Genomic DNA, 20,974 nt, shown 5'->3' with positions numbered 1-20,974 from the left:
TAATGCTATTAAAGAAGCTAAACTCAAATTAGTCTATGCGCAAATCGTATGCAGCAGCACTTCTACTTTTACTCATAGCTGTTATTTCCGCACCAGCTGCTGCACAGATCGCTGGAGGAGGCCCCTCACAGGCATTCTACAATGAACCACTAAACTTCATTGATTCTCTAACAGTCAGCGACATCAACAATGGCCAGGACTTCCTCGTATTCGTAATCATACCTTTAATCGGAGTATATGGCCTAATGTGGTTCATATTCAGCAAAGTTCTGAAGAGAGCTGAAAACAACTTCGAGGACAATAACGGCGGCGATGATCTATCCGAGATGGGGCAGAAAGCAGCACAGCTAATGGCCCTAGCAGTAGCAGTAGTAACAGTAATGAGGCACGGAAACTACGGGCCAGGAGTCGCCCTACTACTGTTATTACTGGCCCTGCTCTTCGTACTAAGACATCTTCTTGGAGTCAATCTTCCAGGCCTTCCAGATATTGATATAGGTGGTGGTGATATTCCTGATTCTATAGATGTTAATGCTCCAGATTCTATAGATGTCAACGCGCCTGATTCTATAGATGTTAATGTCCCTGATGGAAGCGATAGCAGCGATGACTCTGGGGATTCTGGTGGAGGCCCTCCTGGCTCACCTTATCAGAATGTTGACATCGATCTAGATCCACAGATGGCTCAGCAAGTAGCAGCTGCAATGCAGCAGCAACAGCAGCAGATGGGTATGGCAATGACTCCGGGTATGATGCAGTTCATGGCCTTACTACAGGGAAGATTCGGTCCAGGTAATGGAGGAATAGTTGTGAATGCGCCTAATGCCGAGGATGTAACCATTCAGCAGCAGCAATTTAGTGGCTTGATGCAGATGATGGTCAAGGTCATGTCTGAAGGGGATGAAGAATTTGATATGGAGGTAGTCAATCAGATGATGAAGATAGTGGTCAATTATGGAGGGCCTCTAGATGAAACCCTGATTCAGAGGCTAGAGCAGTACTTCCAGAAAGTTGAGAATAATCCAAAAATTGTCCAGATCAACAATGTAGAGATCGAAAAAGTTGTTAATCAGCAGTATTACGATATATCAAACGTTCTTGTAAATCAGTTAGGCCAGTACGTCCAGCAAAATAATGTGAATGTTAACCAGCAGGCCTTCTCACAGTTCATCAATCTTCTAGAGCTTAACATCGAAGTAAATGATGGCACAGTGGTAATTCAAACTGGCAGTAATGTTCAGATTGATGTTTCTGTATTTGTACAGTTAATCTCTGTTATTGAAAATCTCCCTTCCTCAGCGGTTGGGCCTGCAGTAGAAGAAATAGTAAGCGTGTTTTTGAGCTTCCAGGGTCCTCTAAATCAGGACGCTCTTGTACAGATAACAAATATTATAGTGAACGTAGAGCAGGGTGGCGGAGGTTCAGATGAACCTGATCTAGAAGGAGATAACTGGGAGATATTCCAGAAGGTCGTTAGAAATTCAGATCTAAGAGATTCTGCCAAGGAGATGCTTCTTAGAACTCTGAATGGAGATCATCAAAGAGCTGTAGGAAACAATGGTTCAATGCTTATGGCCTTCTACAATCATATTCAGTCAGTTCCAAGAGATTCGATTGTAGATGCATCGCAGGAAATTGTTGACTACTTCAAGGAGCACGATGCAAGGAGAATAGATGAGACAGATTTCCGTGCAATAATTGATATTTTGGAGCGGAACTGGACGTTGGATAAGAGCCACATGAGGCATAATGCAGGTCAGGAATATCAGCACGACGCAGAAATTGAGACTACATTTGGCAATCTAATTGAAGCTCTAGAAAAGGATGAGCAGACCAGAAAGCAAGAGTTAAGTGTAGATGAACAAATATTAGAGGAACTTAAGGAGGCCATGCAGGTAATCGAGCAGAGCCAATTACTAAAGTTTGTAGCAGCTATTAACAAGATAGACTTTGATAGATTTGATCAGATTCTTAACGAAGAAGGTATTGCTACTGCAAACCAGTATCTTGACAGCAAATTAAGTGATCCGGAAATTAAGGATTGGCTCTCCAATCCAGAGTTTATCAAGAGCCAGCACAAGCAGCTGGAGAAGCTGCACAATCGTTTAGATGAGGCAAGGCAGGATTTAGAGCAGAACATGGAGTGGGAGGATGGTGAAATGGAGCAGGAGGCCCAGATTCTTGATGTTCTTGACAGTTTGGAGAATCAGAAACTGCCTCAAATAAGATCGGCGATGGGGAGGTTAGAGGATACTATGATTGACACCAGCCGCTGAGACAAGTTTTTTTAATGTAGATGACCTATAACTGACCATGGCAGACGACTACTTCTCAGAAAATGAGAGTTTTGATTTTCAAGAACTACATGATAGAGTACAGGAGGTAATGGATGATATACATCAAGATGAAGAGCTCAGAAAAAGAGAGATCGAGCTCGATGATGATGTAATCAACAAGCTGAAAGAAGCGATGCAGGAGGCCGAGCAATCGGGTCTACTGCAGTTTGTAGCCGTTATTAACAAGATTAACTTTGAACAGTTTGAGCAGATTCTCAATAATCAGGGAATAGCAGCTGCAAACCAGTACCTACAGCAAAATGTTCCAGATGAAGAAGCGCTTGGCTGGCTAAGAGATCCTGAATACGTTAAGAGACAACACCAGGTTCTACAGGATGTCCACGAAAAGATTGATCAGGCAAGACAGGAAGTCGAGCAGGAAATGGAATGGGAAGAAAAAGAGATGAACAAAGAGTCAGAAATGGACCAGATTCTGAAGACAATCGAGGGAAGGTACCTCAACCAGATGAAAGGATCCATGGACAAAGTGGAAACCCACGTTCACAAGAACCTATAGCTCCACCTCCTATCCCTTTTTTCTTTAGCATAAGCGTTTTGCGTGTCTTCAGCGTTTGAGAATTGCAACAAACGGCTTTAGATATTTAAACAAAGCTTCAAAAGGTATTCCTAAGAGGTTCAAAAACAAATGGCTCTGACAGCAGAAGCGGTAATGAATAATTTGATGGCCTATCCGGAAGTAGCGGCGGTAGGCTTCGTAGCAGGATTCTTGACACGTCTATTCATGAAAAGAAACAAAAAGAGAAGCGGAGGAGGCAACTGGTAAACGATGAATCGAGATACTAAATTCCACGAATTTGTATACGAAATCGAAAACATTCTAGACGAACTACTGATAGCGTTTCTATCATTTGGAGCCATAGTAGTAGCAGTATGGACTCTTCAGAGAACACAGGGCCTGACAATGAGCTCCTTTGGAGACATTATCTCTCCATGGATAATCATGCTGGGCCTGATGATCATAGGAAGAGAGCTATGGATGCTCAACCACAACATCGAAGAATATCTTCGAGAACAAGAAGGTGAATAATTGAGTGGCCACAGGATTTGCTTCCTTAATTACAACTCTTGAAGGAGTGGACTTTTTCACACTCCTACTTCCATTTCTGGTAACTTATGTAGTACTACTTTTCGGAGTAAGACAGATAGGGCACTTAGATGATTCAAACGTGCCTCCTGTCGTTGCACTAGCAGGAGCATTCTTCCTGGCATTCTTCCTAGCGAACAATCCAGGATACCAGTCATTCTTCACAGAGTACTGGGCCAGAATAGCCATCGGTATGATGGGTGTTATCGGCCTGGGTGCAATACTTGGAATTGCAGGATGGGGAGACGTACTTCAGAAATCCAAGCCAATAGCGATAGTGGTGCTGTTCGCAGGAGTAATAGTATTTGCCCGAACAGGAGGCTTGGAAGCGATAGTTCCACTACCGGATACCACTGTCAGCAGCATGGTGAATGAGGCCCTGTCCTCGCCATTAGTATGGTTGGTTCCGCTAGGAATTGTGATGTACTGGACAAGACCTTCCGATGACAGTAGTAGCGGAGATGATGACTCCTCTGTAATGTCAGCAATGGAAACACTGCTTGGAGAAGATGGGTGACTGAATAATGGGAGCAATTGAGCAAGTCATACTGACAATGCAGGAAATGGGATTCAACCTATTCCTACCCTGGCTCCTCATATTCTCGGTCAGTTACGGCCTGCTCAATAAATACGAAGTAATCAGCGAAGAGACACAGGTCAACGGAGTAGTCGCACTCTCATTTGCTTTCCTTTCCGTTATTGGTGTCACCGCTTTTGCACCAGCAGGAATGTGGACACACTTTGCATCAGCAATAGCATTCGGAATATTCGGCTTGCTGTCCCTACTTATACTGTTCGCAGTAGCAGGCTACGATGTAAATGAAATGGGCGATGCCTGGTCGCTACCATGGATATTTGCAGGAGTGATCGGTATTGTAGCATTCGTCAGCATCCTGGTAGGTTACGGCGGTGGCGCAGCATCACTGATTGGAGAAGGCCAGAATCTGTTTGATGAAGTGATAATGCCAATACTGTCGCTGATATTTGTCATAATAATTGTCCTGTTTACAACACAGGACTTCTAATTTCTAGTTACTGATTGAATTAAAGAAGAAATATGATAATAGGCCTTTACCAGTTGTCAATGTCCATTTTATCCATGTCTTGTTGAGAGACGTTGGTATCTGTCTCAATACCTCTCTCCTGTTTAATCTCCTGGACAAGACTTGTGAGATCGCGGACATTGTCAACAAGCGATGGCAAGACCTGCTGGAAGGCCTTCTCCAGACCTCCAATCCTTGACTCATAGGAATCGATGTGGTCCTCTACCTCATCTACTTTCTGGAGGAACTGTTCCTGATCCTCATCATCTCTGATCTCCAGTTCCTCAACTCGGTCTTCCAGTTCATCTACCTTGTCTGCAAGAATATCGATTTCCTCAAATATGTCGTCAAATCTCTGTTCAACCATCTGGAAGTTTTCTGAAACAATTGTTTCAATCAACTCCTCAATCTCGGGATTAACAGAACCCTGAGAAGGATTAACTTGCTGGCCTCCCTGCTGTTGCTGTTGAGGCTGCTGTACCTGCTGCTGTTGTTGAGTATTATTTTGCTGGTTAAAACCTTGATTCTGCTGCATACCTTGCTGTTGACCGTTATCCTGATTCATCTGATTATCATCTCCACCATCGAAACCTTCGTCCATAGGGCTTATCGCTTCCTCACCGCTATCGCTTTTATACGGTGTCATCGGCTGAGGCCCACCACTGGACCCGCTACTACTATTATTTCCAGTTGCAGAGCTTTTCACTGCATTATTGATTGCTCTCTCAATTTCTGTCTGAGAAAACTGGCCCTGAAGTTCGTCCTTGATCTCTTTCTCAGAGTAGCCCTGATTAAACATGTCTGAAACTCTTCTCTCTACTCCATTACCTCCAAAAGAACTTGCCTGAGAATTACCGGAATTTGAGCCGCCAAAGCCTCCTCCCATACCTCCGTTACCGGAGTTGGAGTCGGACTGTCCATCTTCATCTTTTAGTCTATCGAATAATTTGAATTCCATACGGCTCGCCTACAAATATAATACGCCTTCTGGTTTATAAACAATTAATCCTGGTCGCGGAGCTTTTTCTCTACGATTTGCTCTACCTCTTTCCTACTCAGGCCTCCATCAGTCTCCTGCTTCTTGAGAAGAGATTTAACCTCCTTCTCAGTCATGAAAGAGGAGTTGATTGGATTCATTAAATCCATGTAGTTCTCAATCTCCTCTATTTCCTGAGAAGTTACAAATTTACGTTTCTCTCTATTAATCTCCTTAATATCTACCTCAAGATTGGCTATCCTATCTCTAATCTCGCTCATATCATCGTTGATATCCTGAACATCGCTGCTCAAAGACTTGGTCTTCTTAAGCAGGCTGTCGTCAAGAGTGTTGACGCGGGCGTTGATGTTCCTAACTTTCTCCTCCAGATCACGGATCCTTCTGTTAAAGTCGTTGACCCTATCTACTAACTGATTTACAATGTCTTGCTGAGGCATTCACTTTTATTTTAGAAACGCGCCAATAATAATGCTGGGTATGACTGTAACAGACAAAGATGTTTTCGAATACGACTATGATGAAGAATCAGGCACTGTAGAGGTAAACACGCTGGGCTCAATCTACGGTGCAAGCCTCGAGGACTATCCTCAGGTCATGTCCCGAGTAATAAACATCTTGCAGGAAGTTCCTGATGCATCATCGGTAGTTCTATCCGAGTCGAGAGACTACGAATACGATGAACAACAGGTAAAATACCTTAGAGAAATCTCACAGGTAATACAGGATATATCCTCGCAGGGCCACCTTTCTCAGAACGTAAAGACAGATAAATGCGATACAGTATACAGTCAGCATCTTCCTGACGTACAGGAAAGTGTTTTCGACCAGATGAGAAAAGATCCTATCGGGGCCTATGTCCAGCTTACTCGTAAGAAAAGACATCTAAATCAGGACAGGCAAAATGCATATCCTGAGCAGCAGAGATGTCTGAAATACTTTATACAAGATGTTCTCAATCCTGTAATTGACAGAATAGAGGAATGCCAGCTAATACAGGATGCACAACAGTATCTTACAGGCCACCATGTAGGAGACCGAGAAATCTACAGAGAGTTCTTCCACCCTCTTGTAAGGCCTAACTTCATGCTTACAAAGTACATGAGTCTTCCTCCAGAAAGAGGAGAGGAAGTAGACCGGTACAAGGTCAGAGACAACATAGAAGTTTCTATATATAGGGTGCCCGATCAGACAAGGCCTGTATACCATGTCAATCCTCCGGAATTCAATCTGTCAGAGCAGAAATACACATTGCTGGATGCAGCAAGAAGATACATGGCCTCTCACCAACCTGAAGAAGGAGAATTTGCCAGGCCTGAGAGAATGAATGAGGTATTCCAGAATATCGGGAAGGACATGCTCAGAGATATAGCAAATCAGATGGGTGTTGATTTATCTCTAGAAGAGCTAGAAGAGCTAGGTTCAATTCTTAACCGGTATACTTCAGGCCTTGGTGTCTTGGAGCTTCTATTAGCTGATCCAAAAATCCAGGACGTCTACATTAACTCTCCGATAGGAGATTCTCCGATGTATATCTCCCATCAGGAGTACGGGGAATGTGAGACAAACTTAATACCTACAAAGGACGAGGCAGAGTCATGGGCCACAAGATTCAGAATCAGATCAGGAAGACCTCTTGACGAGGCCAATCCGGTACTGGATACTGAGGCTGAGGTTCCTGGAGGCCGAGCCCGTGTAGCAGTTATACAGGAAAATCTTTCGCCAGAAGGCCTTGCGTTCGCGTTCAGAAGACACCGTTCAAAGGCTTGGACACTACCTCTTTTCATGAATAATGGTATGATAAACTCTCTTGGCGCGGCCCTGATATCCTTCCTTGTTGACGGGAATCGCTCGGTTCTGTTTGCAGGTACTCGTGGCGCTGGTAAGTCCTCGATTCTTGGGGCCTCTATGCTTGAGATTATGAAGAGTCACAGGATTGTGACTGTTGAGGATACGCTTGAGCTGCCTATTCCTCAGATGAAGGATCTAGGTTACAATGTCGAGCGTATGAAGTCCAGATCTGCTATTACGCAGGTTGAGAATGAGATGGCAGCGGATGAGGCAATTAGAACCTCACTACGGCTAGGAGACTCTGCTCTTGTTGTTGGAGAGGTCCGTTCTGATGAGGCAAAGGCTCTTTACGAGGCCATGCGTGTTGGAGCTGTTGCAAACTTCGTAGGAGGTACGATTCACGGCGAAGATGCATACTCTGTTTTTGACCGTGTTGTAAACGATCTTAATGTTCCAAGAACTTCTTTCAAGGCTACAGACATTATTGTCAGTGTGAATAAGATCAGAAGTCCCGACGGTATGGACACATACCGTAGGGTTACTGGCATTACCGAGGTGAGGAAGGACTGGCAGGAGGATCCTCAAGATGAAAACGCGTTTGTCGATCTGATGAGATATGACAGCAATAAAGATGAGCTAGTTCCCACCGATGAACTGATGAACGGCGAGTCACTGATTCTGAACAGGATCGCTGAAAATATCAAGGAATGGAAGAACGACTGGGAAGCGGTCTGGGACAATATCAAGCTAAGACAGCAGATAAAGGAGAGACTTGTAGAGGCCAATCAGGAAAGCGATAAACAACTTCTGGAGGCCGACTTTGTTGTAAAAGCCAATCAGCGCTATCACATACTTTCACAGCGCGTTAGAGAAGAATACGGGGATCTAGATAATGATAGGATATTTGCAAGATGGGATGAATGGCTGCAACAGCAGGTGTAATGCTTGGATAAGAACGAAAAACAGGACAAGATAAATGAAATACTAGATGATCTAGATAGAGACGTAAGTATGCCTCCATACAACAATCAAGATGGAGGCCAAGGATATTCGCGTTCTTACAAGGACTACAAGGAAGATGAAGAGAGATCACAGGAGAGAAATAGTTATGAGAAGCTCTGCTATGAAATGGCAAACGTATTTAACATGAAGGCCGGAGAGCAGACTCACAAAAAACTGACGCCACCTATCAATCTTCTTGGATGGGATATAACGCCAGGAATGGTTATGTCTGCAACAGTAGGGGTCTTCCTGCTTTCTTTCATGGCCTGGATGATGCTTTTCATGATTAACACTCTGGTTCTGGGAGGCCTCATCCCTATATCGATCATGATGATAATGATGACTGCTCCGATGATAGCGGGAGCCTATACATACTACAAGCCCAAGTACGCAGCGCAGTCCAAGTTAATAGAAAGCAGTGGAGAAATGATTCTTGCAATTCTGTACATGGTAGTATACATGAGAAGCTCTCCTAATCTGGAGGGAGCAGTTCGTTTCGCAGCACTTAACCTGGAAGGCCCGATCTCGGACGATCTGAAATCAGTACTATGGAATCTGGAGATAGGGAAGTACAACAAGATTGATGGTGCGCTTGAAAATTACACAAGAAGATGGAAGGACTACAACGATGACTTCCTCGAATCGCTGAATCTTCTTCGTTCTGCGATGAATCAGCCTGATCCACAGAGAAGAGAATCTATGCTTCAGGACTCGATCGACAACATTCTGGACGGAACACAGGAGAAAATGAAACACTATGCGCAGAACTTGGAGACTCCTGTCATGATCCTGAACGCGATGGGAGCCATGCTTCCGGTACTTGGTATGATCATGCTCCCGCTTATCTCCGTATTCATGGGAGACGCCATCACACCTATGCACCTTTTCCTACTCTTCAACGTGCTCCTGCCAACATTCCTCTACTGGTTCATGAAAAGAGTGCTCAGCTCAAGGCCGCCAACAGTAGCAACCAAACCGGTAGATGACTCAACACTGCCAGAAAGAGGAAAATACACCTTTGATGTACTAGGAAAGACAATAAGAGCGCCAGTATGGCCTGTAGGAATAATAATATTCTTCTTCTTCGCCACATATGGCGTAGTAGGATACCTATCTACACTAGGAGCTGGAGAAGGCCTACTACTTCTCTACCCTGCAGGAGACTTCAGCGTGAGTCAGGTTCCCTCAATATACCTACAGTCTGGAGGAGCACTAGATCCACTACCGATGCTTATGAGAAGCGTGTCCATAATTTTCGGCCTCGGAGTAGGAATAGGGGCCGTAAAAACGCTTGGAAATCTTGAACGAAGAGAAGCTGAAAAAAACCTCTCCAAAATAGAAGACCAGTTCCCAAACGCACTATTCGAACTAGGAAACAAGATTTCAGGGGGAACACCAGTAGAAATTGCACTACAGGAAGCTGCAGAGGCTACTTCAGAACTTGAGATATCTAATCTGTTTGGAAAGGCCTCAGAAAACGTCAAAGACATGGGCATGACCTTTGAACAATCCATAATGGATGACCGTTACGGCGCACTGAGACAGTTCCCAAGTCAGATGATAAGAACAGTAATGAAGGCCATCATCGAATCCTCCAGAAAAGGAACCAATATGGCCTCTACAGCAATGCTTACAATTTCAAAATACTTGAAGAATATTCACAAGACTCAGGAGCAGCTTAACGACCTGATGGAAGATACTACAACAACTATACAGATGCTGGCATACTTGCTGGCACCAGTAGTTTCAGGGGTTGCAGTAGGCATGTCTCAGACAATCATTACGGCCATGACAACTCTTTCAAAATCGGTAACAGAATCCGAGATCGGAAACCAGCCGGGAGCCTCAGCAGGCCTTGGGGGAGTAATATCTGGTTTCGATTCAGCTATTCCTCCAGAGCTACTGCAGTTTGTAGTAGGAGTATATCTAATCCAGCTTCTTTACATACTGGGAAGTTTCTTCACGAAGATCAAGAAGGGAGAGGATCCTACATACAAGAACCTCTTCATAGGAAAAATAATGATCTCGGGAATGTTCTTCTATACGATGACTCTTATAATCGTAGGAATGCTATTTGGAGGCATGGTAGGATCCGTTACACAGGTGGCAGGCTAAATGAAGAGAAAAGGAGAGTTTTCAACACAGGAGCTAGTACTGATGGGTGTTGCCGTGATTGCAGCCGCCGCAATTATCGGAGCAGTAAGCCAGGGAATCGACAACGTGGTCACAGGAATTATTGAAAAATTACTATAAACAACAGAACACAACTCTCTAACATGAAGACTTTTCTCAAAACCCTCAACTTTTACGCTAAAAGCAAAGGAATGGGCTGGAGCATGAGAATAATAATGGCTCTATTCCTCTCAATAGCCTTCGGGGCCTTAGTCATGCCATATCTTCTGCCAGCACTTTTCGGCGCAGAAACCACCAGCAGCTGCCAGAGCCCATACATGAAGGCAATTTCAAGTGTAGTAGCGGACGCAACAGATGGTAGCATATGCTAAGAAAAGGAGCACTAGAAGCAGGCCTCGGAGAAATAATGCTTACAGTTCTGGTGGCAGCAGTAATATCCGGAGCAATGTTTGGGCCTCTAGGAGCTAAAGTAGGAGAAGGATTCAGAGAAGCTGAGAGGTTCACAAACGTGAACACTACGGTTGTAGTAGATGATAAAGAGACATTTGGAGAGCTTCTAAAGTACAATTATTGGCGCGCCTGGAGCTGCGATGACATTGAAGGAGAGACTTTTTCTGATTTAAGATCAACCTCGCTCACAGATGACGGCGCGGTTCCATGTGCTGGAGCAGGTAGTACCCTAGCAAAAGGCGCTCAAGAGCTCTACAGCAGCAGCGGAAATGATATGGAGGGGAAGTATGGCCGGATAAAATTCAAAATTAACTCCTCTATCTCTCCATTTAGATTAAAGACTGGCCTAGCATTCGGATCGAACTCAGCAGCCACCCTTGCAGGAGTCTCTACAGGAGATGGCCCGAATGGAAAAGCAGGCTACAGTGACTGGCTTTTCGGTCCTGGATGTGCTGACTGGAAACCGGTTGTAGGAGATGGTTATGCTTCTCAAGCTGTTACTCAGAATGGACAGAAAATAATAAACAAAAAGCCTTACAGCTTCTTCACCCTGTTCTTCAAGAATGGAGGAGGAAGTTCACGAGTTAATACTGAAGGAGGCGGAAGGACTATCGAGCAGAGATATCAAGATGGTGGAGAGAATGATGGACTCTACTGTGATGAGTACAATGATGGTCCATGGCTAACCAAACCTGGTGAAGAAAATGGATTCCCAAAAGATGAAAATAGTGTAACCAATAATGGCCAGGATCACTATGTAGAAGTTTTAATCTGTCCTGGAGATGAAGGGTACATTGAAACCCGTAAAGGATCTCCACATAACGCAGGTGAGGCCTCTGGAGATATGCTCGGCGTGCTCAGTACTGGAGACAACGAGGATAACTTGTATGGCATGATACAGATAACTGATATGAACAGCAGCTGTACTCTGAGTAATAATCCGACTCCAAATCAACGCATAATAAACCAGCTTACCAGCCCCCCAGACAGCTACAACTTTAACAACGATAGAGTTTTGTATGAAGAATCTGGAACCAACGTCTTTAGGCCAGATGACTCCTATGGAGACGATCAGATGGTCTGGAATCTTCCTTCCGGCCAGAAGAGAATTGAATTTGATGTATACTTCGAAACGAGAGGCCACTTCAGAATAGATGTGATAGATTCATCTAATGACAGAGTAACCAATATCAACACTGATGCGACAGGAACTGATGAACTATGGATGTACTGCAGAACTTGCAATGAAAACAACGATCCTCCATACCAGCATCCAGGAGATACCGCGGGAGATAGTTATGGCGTGGTTGCAAACTATCAGACTGGCGAGGAGTATACGATCGTTCTGAGAAAGACAGGAACTAATGTAGAATGGGAGATGACAGATAGCTCAGGAAACGTCGTCTGGGAACACTCAAAGAACATGAACGGAGACTTTAATCGGGTAGAACTAGAAGCATGGGAATCATGGGCCTCAGGAACAACAGAGGACGCGGTGATAAGAATAAATGATATCAGAATCAACTAGGGTGACAACATGGAAGTATCAGTAAAGACAGTAGCAATGCTCGTACTTGTAGTCATGATAGTTTCAGTCATATTCATGGGCTTCTCAGGGTGGTTTGACTCAATGGCAGGCAACTTCGCAGGAAACGTAACCTATCCAACCCCTTAGATTATTTTAACAGGCTCTCACAAAATAACCATGTGTCAACGCGGAAAGGCCTCGAAATCAGTCTATCAATAGTAATGGCATTCATGCTTGTAATCATTCTAATCGCAGTTCTCGGAGTTCTTACAAATAATTACGCGGGCAGATTCGTTGATTTCGGAGGTAATGCAACAAACACCTCTCTCATAAAATCAATAACAATAATCTCAGGTATCCGATATGCACGCAGCAATTAAAGTAGTTGGAGCTTTAGTACTGTCAGTAATACTGATTTCGGCACTCTTTGGAGCAGCAAACACTATAGTGAAAGACTCTGGCAACAAAGGAGCTGAGGCCGGAAACAATAGATCTGATCTTCTCGGATGTATAGGAAGAAATGCCCATCAGGACAACCCTGAGGAATTCTGTAAGAACACAGCATATCAATCTGACAGAGGTGAACCAGCAAATGCATAAAGGCCTTGCAGCATCTGCAACGGTATTTACACTCTTGGGATTGATGGCGACGGTTTCAAGTATTAGTGTGGGTGTGGGATCTCTGCAAAATGTTCTGGGTATGAGCGCTACTAGCAATGATGCACAGAAACTTGAGGAACAGGTCTTCCTACCTACAAGGAATGTATGTGTTCAGGGAAGCTCGGCAGATCAGAGAAGTAATACCTTCCAGCTCTCCTCCAAGATGAATGTCACTCTTGTTTCGGAGGAAGATGATCCAGACAATGATCAAAAGTTCCGTGCGACAAAAGTTCAGGATAGCACATTACTGGCTGAAAGCGATTATATTGCCAGCTGCAACATTCAGTTCCATTCAGGGCCTCGGCTACACCATGTATTTGAGAAGAGCGAACCGTACAATGTAACGGTTTCCTACGATACAGAGGTTAACGGAAAACCTGCAGTACTTGTTGAAGTGCAAGAGAATTAGTCATGAAAAGAAAAGGAGTGTCAGGAGCAATGATTCTTAGCCTGGTAGGCCTAATGGTGATGGGCCTTCTAATCGTCTTGACTAATGGTTCGGCTGGACAGAGTGTTGACTACACAAGCCACCAGGCCGTAGATCTTCAGGCAGAGAGAGTAATAAATGCCATGATGGTCATGGAGACGGTACCGGAAGGCCACATAGCTCTTAGCATGGAAAGATACCAGATAAAATATGATCAAAATGACAATAATCTAAGTCTCAACTTCTCAGGATCTGTTGGAAGCAGTCAGATAGAACCATACATGATCAGTTATGACAATATAATAGCACCATCTGTTTACGAACCGGTTAACGGATCTCTCTGTATTCAGAAAGAATACCGCTCAGGACAATCAACCCTCATACTAAATGAATCTGGGTGCCCTAGCTAGATGGCTATTGAACTTGACTCAATCTCCTATATAGCATATGCAGTAATGATTTTTCTGGGTATAATGGTAATATTTTCATTCTTCCTTGGAGGCCTAACACAGATAAATCACAACATCGAAGCAACACAGACAGAAGACTACAGAAAGGCCATAGTACTAGAAAATATACTGTCTCTAGATGCAGATACAGAGGATCTTTATGGCTACGAGTACACTCAAAGAAGAGGAGTAATACCTGTTGAGTACTTCTCTAACTACAACCCTGGGCCGAACGGAATAGGATACAATGTATTTAGACGAACAGACCACTGCTACATAGAAGAAGTTGAAGGCCTCGATGGCCAAAACTTTGCCTTCGGTATAAGAATCCTTGAAAATGAGGCAGTAGATCCTCAAGGGAATGGCCTAGGAGATGCAAATGAAGATTTCAAGTCTGTTACAGTTAATGGTACCAATAATCAGGCCACGAGGAGTAAATGTATCTCAATGCATCCAGCAGTAAGACAGAGAGCAGTAGTATCCACAGCTTTACTAGTAAGAAACGACAAAAACCATTCAAAACTCCCAGTGAGAATCTACGTCTATGACCCATACCCAACCTCGTAAAGGCCTAATAGAGGCCCTAGGATTCACCATGGTCTTCATCATAGTCACAATGATAGCAATCTACATTTTCTCACTGAATGCAATGGCGGAAAACACACAGAACGTCAATGTCGATAAAAATGTCAACTTCAACGCCGAAAAAATCCGGATCAGAACCTCAGCCACAAGGATAATGGTTGACAAGCTATGGAGAGCCGACAGCGTCACGTACGGAAAATACCAGGATCAAAAGGCCTACACAGTCATATCTAAATTCCTTTCATCAAGTCCTGGCGAAGATATATGGCTGAACGGTACCAGAGTAGACTACAACGACACGGAAACCGATATCTCTAACTATATTGGAACAGTAATGAACAATAGCTACGGCAACAAACCTTACATGGTACAGCTATACGATCAGAACGGAGCTGTCCTGAGTGTAGGCCAGGTATCAGAATATTCAAGAGTAAGCTACCCAATAGCAGTTCAAGGAGGCCAAGGCAGAATCACAATATACTACGAATCAGGAGGTGTACTGAATGTACGATAGAAAAGGAGAACCATCAGCAGTACTCGCAGCAGTAGGCCTCCTAGTGCTCTCTCTAGTATTCGGAATGATGTCCCTACCAGTAAACAGCTACTTCTCAGACAACCTGGACACATCTGTAAAAGATCTAGACAGAATGGCGGATACCAAGGCCTACGGAGAGCTATATTTCTACAACTACGTTCCAACAGCAGCACTCTACACTACATACCAGAATACCTATGAGATGGCGAAACAGGGAGGAGGCCCAAACGTGGACTGGGACTATGAAATCTACAAATCCAGCTCAAACAATATTCCATACAACAGAATACCAGGAAACACCTGTTCAACGCTGCCAATAATAGGAGAAATAAGCTGCAAACTAAACAATGAGGTAGAACAGGATCTAAACAATATGGTAACTTCCGGCCAGGCAGGAAGATGTGAAAGGCCTGACTACAGTCTTGGAGTCTGGTTCGAAGAAAATCCTTACTCCCTAAAAGGCAATATTTTTGCCGCAAACCCGATACAGGTTAACTGTGATCTGCCGGATGGACAGACAATGTACAAAGCAAATGACTCTTTCCTAAATCTTGAATTCGATGCTACTGGAAACAGATATCTTAAAATGGCTGAAGAAGCTAACAGAACGCTTTATCAGATTTATGATAATTGGCAGTCTGTCGATAAATATGTCGGCAAGAGCACAAAACAATGCTCTATAGGCCACAGTGATTTCTCAACTGCGGAAGATAATGCTCTGTCAAGCGCTAACCAAAAAGTTAATGAGGGGGTCTACAACGTGATTTCCTCTGGCACAAATTACAAAGATATGGTGTATGATGAAGTAGTCTTGAAAGGGCCTAGCCAGAATTTAGACTACGGCGCTACTTCAAACAATTTTTCCGTTAAACAAACACATAAGACTAGAAATGACGTTGGCTCGTGCTGCGCCAGCACAAATGGCACGTGCTATGACTGGGAAGATCAGGCTAAAGTTACTCTAACTGTGCAGAAATCAAATCTAAAGCTGGTGTTAAAGGATAAGTTCTCAAAAGTACCTGTTAACTCTGGAAAAAGATACATGGAATTCATAGTCGACCCTTACAACCACGATTTCACCGATGACTAGACCTATCTAATTTAAATTTCTAGCTTCCAATAATAAGTACAGGTGATTACTAGTGCCAGAAGAACAAGAAGACGACAACACAGTATACGTAGGATCCAAGCCTGCAATGAGTTACGTTCTAGCAGTTGTAACTCAATTTAGCGAAGGCCACGAAACAGTACACGTCAAAGCAAGAGGTAAAGCAATCAGCAGAGCAGTAGACGTAGCTGAAATTGTAAGAGACAGGTTCGTTGAAGACGCAGAAATCGAAGACATCTCAATAGGAACAGATGAAATCGAAACAGATGAAGGAGACCAGCTAAACGTTTCCAGCATCCAGATCGATCTCTCACAGCCTTAGAGAGCAAATATACTCTCTATTTTCTTTCTATTTATCTCTGTTTCAAAGCGAAGCTAATTTCCAAGTATTTTTATACAGGCCTAACCAACAAGTTAGTTATGAAACGTAAAGGCCTTTCACAGGTTCTATGGCTAATAATTGCAGCAGCAGTACTAATGATGGTCTCAATGGCCCTCACATTCACAACTCAAGGAACGCTAGGAAACTTCGCATCCAGTACAAGCACAAATGCCTGTACTACCTCAATGAGTAACCAGCTTGCAGGCAGCGTTCAGGGAGATGACTTCTCGCTACCGAGCACCTGTCTGTCTAACGACGGTAATCCAATAACAGATACAGTTAGAGGTGCCGATGCAACTTCAAACGGTATTAGCGACTGGCAATCCGCAGAAGTATGTGTTACAAGCGACAACCCTGAATACTCCGGTGCCAACGGATGGCAAGTAATGGACTCTTGCTAAGAGTTGATTAAAAAATGGACATGGTCCTTGAGCTCATAATGGCTGCAGCAGTGATCACGGTAACTGCTCTAGCAGTTCTTTTCGTGCTCAATGGCCAATCCACTGACTTTATTTCTTTCACAGATAACCAGTCAACCGATGCCCGCTGCGATCTTCAAAAAACAAAGTGGGAAGACGCCTACTGCGCAGGAGACACAGGAAGAGCCTCCACAATCAAGACTGATACCGCCTCAGAATGTACTGACAGCTGGCCATCGGCACCTGCATGCTAGAGCAACAGATCCTCCAGAATATTCTCAACCTTCCATATTTCCCCATCAGTCAACTCTTTATCCATATCTACGCCGATTAAAGGCACAGGATTCAAGCTGTGAGATGTATTAGGGCTGTCCTCTGTACCCATGTTCTCGCAGTTGCCATGATCAGCGGTAATCAACATTGAATACTCGGTATCCTGAACTTTCTCAACTAAACGGCCAATATTTCTGTCTACAGTCTCAACAGCGGTAATAGCTGCATCAAGATCTCCGGTATGGCCTACCAAGTCGCAGTTAGCAAAATTCAGCAAAATAAAGTCCTTCTCACCTTTATCCAGGGCCTCAAGCACCACATCACAGATATCGTCGGCATGCATCTCTGGCTTCTGATCATAGGCCTTGATTTTATCGGACTCGACAAAGTGGCGCTCTTCGTGCTCAAACTCAAGCTCTCTCTGACCATTGAAGAAGAAAGTAACGTGAGGCCTTTTCTGAGATTCTGCTACACGCAGCTGTGAAAGACCAGCCTCCTCAATCTTCTCCCCAAGAGTTCCCTCAACAATCTTCTTCTCGAAGATAGCAGGGTTGTCGATCTCATGCTCGTACTGGAACATTGAGGTGAAATTAGGGTGGACAGGTTCCTCGTTGTCATCGGGATCGACATCTGCAACAAGCTCCTCCTCGATCTGCCTCTCCCTATCAGCCCTGAAATTATAGAAAACAACCTCGTCATCATCGCTCATACCCTCATAACTTTCCGCGATCGAAGGAATGACAAAGTAGTCGTAATCTCCGTCATCATAGGTCTCCTTCAGGGCCTCGCGTGGATCAGAGAACTCGAAGCCCTCTCCCAGAGCCATAGCTCTGTAAGCCTTATAGGTACGATCCCAGTTATGATCACGATCCATAGAGTAGTAACGGCCCATAACGGTAGCAATCTCACCACCAAACTCGGAAGTCCAGCATTCAATCATCTCAATAAACTTCTCAGCAGACTTCGGAGAAACATCCCTTCCATCTGTAAAGCAGTGAACTTTGACATCAACATCATACTCCGAAGCGATCTCAAGCAAGGCCTTCAAATGATCGATATGGCCGTGAATACCGCCGTCAGAGATAATCCCTGCAAAATGCACAGTAGTATTATTTTCCTCAGCTCTCTCCAGGGCCTCTTTCAAAGCTTCTTTATCCCGAAGTTCGTCGTTCTCAATAGCATTGTTTATTCTGGTGAGTCGTTGATCGATTCTTCGACCAGCTCCTAGGTGCAGATGGCCTACCTCAGAGTTGCCTGTATAACCTTCAGGCAGTCCTACAGCCGGGCCGGATGCCTCTAGCTTGGCGAACCCTTTCCTAGCCATAAGTTTTCCAAGATTTGGTGTGTCCGCCTGTTTGAAAGCATTGCCTTCGGTCTCTTTCCTGAGGCCTACTCCATCCATAACCACTAGAAGTACTGGTTTCATACCTGAATATTCGCGTTGATTGAATTTATTAACAACGCCAACAAACCAGTTTCTATGCAGGAAATCGAGCAAAACATCGAGAACGTAAGGAGAAACCTCTCCGACATGGACGCTGTCTCCAGAAGCACGCTCGATGGAAAGCTCAATGAACTCAACAAGAGATTGGAAGAACTGGAAGTAGAGGTATTCAATAACGAAGGTCAGGAGAAAGACCTCTCTGAACAGGTTGAAGCTATCAGAGCAGAAGTAGACAAGTTAGAGTCTTCAAGCACTTCCGAAAGAATCAACGAGTTCGAACGCGAATTAATGGATCTGAAACAGGAAATTGACGAAATCAAAGAGGCCTCTGGCGGCGAAGAAGTGTCAGATGAGAAACTTGACGAACTATGGGAAGGCCTTGACGAGGAATTCGCTCAGCTAGAGAGAAGGATGCATGACAATGAACAGGAGCTTGACGAGCTCAGAGCGGACGTTGCACGTATATCAGAGATTCTTAAGACAGCTCTCTCCAGAACTGTAGGTTGATGTTGTTCTTGACAGGTTAAAAAAGGCTTTTAACTTTTTGATCACTTGTAGGTATTAAGTGGTAACAAAATGGCTGAAGACGTAATTTTCGGAGGAGACAACGAACAAGACAATTCTGAAGAAGAGGAAACACTACTGGAAACAGAAGAGAAAGAAGTAGAGGAACAGGAAGACAACCAGGAAACACTTTTCGACAGCTCAGACGCCGAAGAAGACGTGGAAAGCCAGGAAGAAGAAACAGAAGATGACAACACACTTTTCGACGGAAGCGACTCCTCAGACGAAGAAAAAGAAACAGAAGATGCAGAAGATGACAATGAATCTGAAGAAGAATCAGAAGCAGATGAAGAAACTGAAGAGGAGGTCCAAGACGAAGAGGCCGAAAAAGAAGTAGAACAGGACTTCGACAGCGAAAGATTCGAGAAAATAGAACAGAGGATAGAGGAAATGGAGGCCCACCTCGAAGAAGTAAACTCAGACAACGAAGTAGAAGGCCTTGAATCAAAAATTGATGAACTTGAAGAAGAACTTGATACTATAGAAGAACTGGAGGCCCAGATAGATGAAGATACAGATGAAGGAGTAAAGGAGGAAGTCGAAGAAATAGAGGAAAACTTCGAAGAAAAATTTGATTCTCTCAGATCAAGAATCTCCGATATAGAAGATGAAAAAGAACTTGAAGAACTCAGGACAGAATTAAACGAAGTAAAAGACAGAATTGCAGAGAAAACAGATCTCATCAATGAAATAAGAGATAATAATGAAAGAAAGATCGAAGATCTGGAAGAAAAATTGGAAGAGGCCTCATCAGCAGATGTAGAAGGCCTTGAGGAAAGACTTGACGAACTGGAAGAACAGATTTCCGACAAAGACTTCTCAGAAGAAATAGAGGAAATCAGAGAAGAGCTTGAAGAACTCAAAAATAATGATTTTGAGGACCAGCTACATGATCTGGAGGAAAGAGTTGAGAACGTCGCAGATGAGGATGACGAAGAAATTCAGGAACTGAAGAACGACCTGGAGGAGTTCAAGACCGAGATCAGCGAGGAAATAGAGCAGAAAGTATCGGAAGTAGAGGAAAACACAGATAACGAAGAGCTCAAAGAAAGACTCTCAGACCTTGAGGAAAGACTGGAAGAAGCAGAATCAGAGAATGAAGTAGAGGGCCTCGAAGAAGACATAGTAGAGATTTCAGAAAGAGTAGATGATGTGGTTGAGAGACTTGACGAACTTTCACAGTCAACCGATGATCAAGATGCTGTAGATGAACTAAGAGTAGATCTTGAAAACGTAAAGACAAACTTGGAAAAAATTGAGGAAGAAGTCGAGGATCAGGATGTTACAAAACTTAGAGAGGAAGTTGACCAGCTAAAAGGCATGGTGGCGGATTTCAGCTGGATCTTCAACGACTTTGACGACCTAGCAAATCTCAAACTTCTATCGGAAGAAGAATATCAGGAACTCCAATCTGCGGACGAAGAGAGCGAAGAAGATCAGGACAGGTTCGCAGAACTTGTTGAATCACTGAACAGAAATGTAGAGAAATTAGCCAAGACACAGAGCAAGGGCGGCAGCAACCTGGAAAGAAAGATTCAGAATGTGGAGAAGAAACAGAACTCCAGAACGTCAAAACTTAGAGAAAGAATCTCACAACTTGAAGATCAGGCAGTAGAACAGTCGGACATTGAGGCCATAGTAAACGAAATGGAAAGACAGGAAGAAGCAATCGAAGACATCAGACAGGGATACCAAGAACTTGGAGAAATGATGGAGCTTATACTGAAAGACTACAGAAGCCAGTAA

At 43.9% G+C, this 20,974-nt stretch carries 27 protein-coding genes; 24 read left to right on the top strand and 3 right to left on the bottom strand.

Going from position 1 to position 20,974, the window contains the following annotated elements; translation table 11 throughout:
• Positions 1–35 precede the first annotated feature (35 nt).
• The 6 genes from HBNXNv_RS05450 (at position 36) to HBNXNv_RS05425 (ending at position 4,466) form a co-directional block, all read left to right on the top strand.
• Positions 36–2,276, top strand: coding sequence for a hypothetical protein (locus tag HBNXNv_RS05450; protein ID WP_347720665.1), 2,241 nt, complete (start codon positions 36–38; stop codon positions 2,274–2,276).
• Positions 2,277–2,313: 37 nt separating this feature from the next.
• Positions 2,314–2,853 carry a hypothetical protein gene (locus HBNXNv_RS05445; RefSeq protein WP_347720664.1) on the top strand — a complete coding sequence of 180 codons (540 nt, stop codon included), beginning with the start codon at positions 2,314–2,316 and terminating at the stop codon, positions 2,851–2,853.
• Between the two features lie 129 nt (positions 2,854–2,982).
• Positions 2,983–3,120: a hypothetical protein gene (locus HBNXNv_RS05440; protein ID WP_347720663.1), complete on the top strand. Its 138-nt coding sequence runs from the start codon at positions 2,983–2,985 to the stop codon at positions 3,118–3,120.
• A gap of 3 nt (positions 3,121–3,123) precedes the next feature.
• Positions 3,124–3,384, top strand: a complete 261-nt coding sequence (locus HBNXNv_RS05435; protein WP_347720662.1) for a hypothetical protein — start codon at positions 3,124–3,126, stop codon at positions 3,382–3,384.
• 4 nt (positions 3,385–3,388) lie between these two features.
• On the top strand, positions 3,389–3,958 hold the full coding sequence (locus tag HBNXNv_RS05430) for a hypothetical protein (protein ID WP_347720661.1): 570 nt from the start codon (positions 3,389–3,391) through the stop codon (positions 3,956–3,958).
• Positions 3,959–3,965: 7 nt separating this feature from the next.
• Positions 3,966–4,466, top strand: coding sequence for a hypothetical protein (locus HBNXNv_RS05425; RefSeq protein ID WP_347720660.1), 501 nt, complete (start codon positions 3,966–3,968; stop codon positions 4,464–4,466).
• 46 nt (positions 4,467–4,512) lie between these two features.
• On the opposite strand, the gene HBNXNv_RS05420 is transcribed toward HBNXNv_RS05425, so the two are convergent.
• Positions 4,513–5,442, bottom strand: coding sequence for a hypothetical protein (locus HBNXNv_RS05420; protein WP_347720659.1), 930 nt, complete (start codon positions 5,440–5,442; stop codon positions 4,513–4,515).
• 44 nt (positions 5,443–5,486) lie between these two features.
• Positions 5,487–5,918: a hypothetical protein gene (locus HBNXNv_RS05415; protein ID WP_347720658.1), complete on the bottom strand. Its 432-nt coding sequence runs from the start codon at positions 5,916–5,918 to the stop codon at positions 5,487–5,489.
• Between the two features lie 40 nt (positions 5,919–5,958).
• Between HBNXNv_RS05415 and HBNXNv_RS05410 the strand changes: the two genes are divergently transcribed.
• The 16 genes from HBNXNv_RS05410 to HBNXNv_RS05335 all read left to right on the top strand — a co-directional run bounded on the left by HBNXNv_RS05410 (position 5,959) and on the right by HBNXNv_RS05335 (position 17,201).
• Complete coding sequence (locus tag HBNXNv_RS05410) at positions 5,959–8,211, top strand: type II/IV secretion system ATPase subunit (RefSeq protein ID WP_347720657.1); 2,253 nt, start codon at positions 5,959–5,961, stop codon at positions 8,209–8,211.
• A 3-nt stretch (positions 8,212–8,214) separates the two neighbouring features.
• On the top strand, positions 8,215–10,386 hold the full coding sequence (locus HBNXNv_RS05405; RefSeq protein WP_347720656.1) for a type II secretion system F family protein: 2,172 nt from the start codon (positions 8,215–8,217) through the stop codon (positions 10,384–10,386).
• Positions 10,387–10,524 (top strand): hypothetical protein, encoded by a 138-nt coding sequence (locus HBNXNv_RS05400; protein ID WP_347720655.1) that lies wholly within the window; start codon positions 10,387–10,389, stop codon positions 10,522–10,524.
• Positions 10,525–10,547: 23 nt separating this feature from the next.
• On the top strand, positions 10,548–10,775 hold the full coding sequence (locus tag HBNXNv_RS05395) for a hypothetical protein (RefSeq protein ID WP_347720654.1): 228 nt from the start codon (positions 10,548–10,550) through the stop codon (positions 10,773–10,775).
• Complete coding sequence (locus HBNXNv_RS05390) at positions 10,769–12,382, top strand: hypothetical protein (RefSeq protein ID WP_347720653.1); 1,614 nt, start codon at positions 10,769–10,771, stop codon at positions 12,380–12,382. Before HBNXNv_RS05395 ends, HBNXNv_RS05390 begins: the two co-directional genes overlap by 7 nt.
• Before the next feature lie 9 nt (positions 12,383–12,391).
• On the top strand, positions 12,392–12,529 hold the full coding sequence (locus HBNXNv_RS05385; RefSeq protein WP_347720652.1) for a hypothetical protein: 138 nt from the start codon (positions 12,392–12,394) through the stop codon (positions 12,527–12,529).
• A 32-nt stretch (positions 12,530–12,561) separates the two neighbouring features.
• Positions 12,562–12,762, top strand: a complete 201-nt coding sequence (locus HBNXNv_RS05380) for a hypothetical protein (RefSeq protein WP_347720651.1) — start codon at positions 12,562–12,564, stop codon at positions 12,760–12,762.
• Complete coding sequence (locus tag HBNXNv_RS05375; RefSeq protein WP_347720650.1) at positions 12,746–12,982, top strand: hypothetical protein; 237 nt, start codon at positions 12,746–12,748, stop codon at positions 12,980–12,982. The genes HBNXNv_RS05380 and HBNXNv_RS05375 overlap by 17 nt, the downstream gene beginning before the upstream one ends.
• Positions 12,975–13,451 (top strand): hypothetical protein, encoded by a 477-nt coding sequence (locus HBNXNv_RS05370; protein WP_347720649.1) that lies wholly within the window; start codon positions 12,975–12,977, stop codon positions 13,449–13,451. The genes HBNXNv_RS05375 and HBNXNv_RS05370 overlap by 8 nt, the downstream gene beginning before the upstream one ends.
• Before the next feature lie 2 nt (positions 13,452–13,453).
• Complete coding sequence (locus tag HBNXNv_RS05365; protein ID WP_347720648.1) at positions 13,454–13,879, top strand: hypothetical protein; 426 nt, start codon at positions 13,454–13,456, stop codon at positions 13,877–13,879.
• A complete protein-coding gene (locus HBNXNv_RS05360) occupies positions 13,880–14,485 on the top strand; it encodes a hypothetical protein (protein ID WP_347720647.1) in 606 nt (201 codons plus the stop codon).
• Positions 14,463–15,017: a hypothetical protein gene (locus tag HBNXNv_RS05355; RefSeq protein ID WP_347720646.1), complete on the top strand. Its 555-nt coding sequence runs from the start codon at positions 14,463–14,465 to the stop codon at positions 15,015–15,017. The genes HBNXNv_RS05360 and HBNXNv_RS05355 overlap by 23 nt, the downstream gene beginning before the upstream one ends.
• On the top strand, positions 15,007–16,128 hold the full coding sequence (locus HBNXNv_RS05350) for a hypothetical protein (protein WP_347720645.1): 1,122 nt from the start codon (positions 15,007–15,009) through the stop codon (positions 16,126–16,128). Before HBNXNv_RS05355 ends, HBNXNv_RS05350 begins: the two co-directional genes overlap by 11 nt.
• A gap of 52 nt (positions 16,129–16,180) precedes the next feature.
• Complete coding sequence (gene albA / locus HBNXNv_RS05345; RefSeq protein ID WP_347720644.1) at positions 16,181–16,468, top strand: DNA-binding protein Alba; 288 nt, start codon at positions 16,181–16,183, stop codon at positions 16,466–16,468.
• Positions 16,469–16,566: 98 nt separating this feature from the next.
• A complete protein-coding gene (locus tag HBNXNv_RS05340; RefSeq protein WP_347720643.1) occupies positions 16,567–16,929 on the top strand; it encodes a hypothetical protein in 363 nt (120 codons plus the stop codon).
• A gap of 14 nt (positions 16,930–16,943) precedes the next feature.
• Positions 16,944–17,201, top strand: coding sequence for a hypothetical protein (locus tag HBNXNv_RS05335; protein WP_347720642.1), 258 nt, complete (start codon positions 16,944–16,946; stop codon positions 17,199–17,201).
• Here the strand turns inward: HBNXNv_RS05335 and gpmI are convergent.
• Complete coding sequence (gene gpmI, locus HBNXNv_RS05330; protein ID WP_347720641.1) at positions 17,198–18,646, bottom strand: 2,3-bisphosphoglycerate-independent phosphoglycerate mutase; 1,449 nt, start codon at positions 18,644–18,646, stop codon at positions 17,198–17,200. The two genes, HBNXNv_RS05335 and gpmI, sit on opposite strands and share 4 nt — an antisense overlap.
• Positions 18,647–18,700: 54 nt before the next feature.
• On the opposite strand from gpmI, the gene HBNXNv_RS05325 reads away from it, so the two are divergent.
• Both HBNXNv_RS05325 and HBNXNv_RS05320 read left to right on the top strand, forming a co-directional pair.
• Positions 18,701–19,171, top strand: coding sequence for a coiled-coil domain-containing protein (locus tag HBNXNv_RS05325; RefSeq protein ID WP_347720640.1), 471 nt, complete (start codon positions 18,701–18,703; stop codon positions 19,169–19,171).
• Between the two features lie 69 nt (positions 19,172–19,240).
• Positions 19,241–20,974 (top strand): coiled-coil domain-containing protein, encoded by a 1,734-nt coding sequence (locus HBNXNv_RS05320; RefSeq protein ID WP_347720639.1) that lies wholly within the window; start codon positions 19,241–19,243, stop codon positions 20,972–20,974.

This window comes from Candidatus Nanohalovita haloferacivicina (genome assembly GCF_029232205.1).
GTDB lineage: Archaea > Nanohalarchaeota > Nanosalinia > Nanosalinales > Nanosalinaceae > Nanohalovita > Nanohalovita haloferacivicina.
This window is presented reverse-complemented; position numbering and strand designations above follow the sequence as displayed.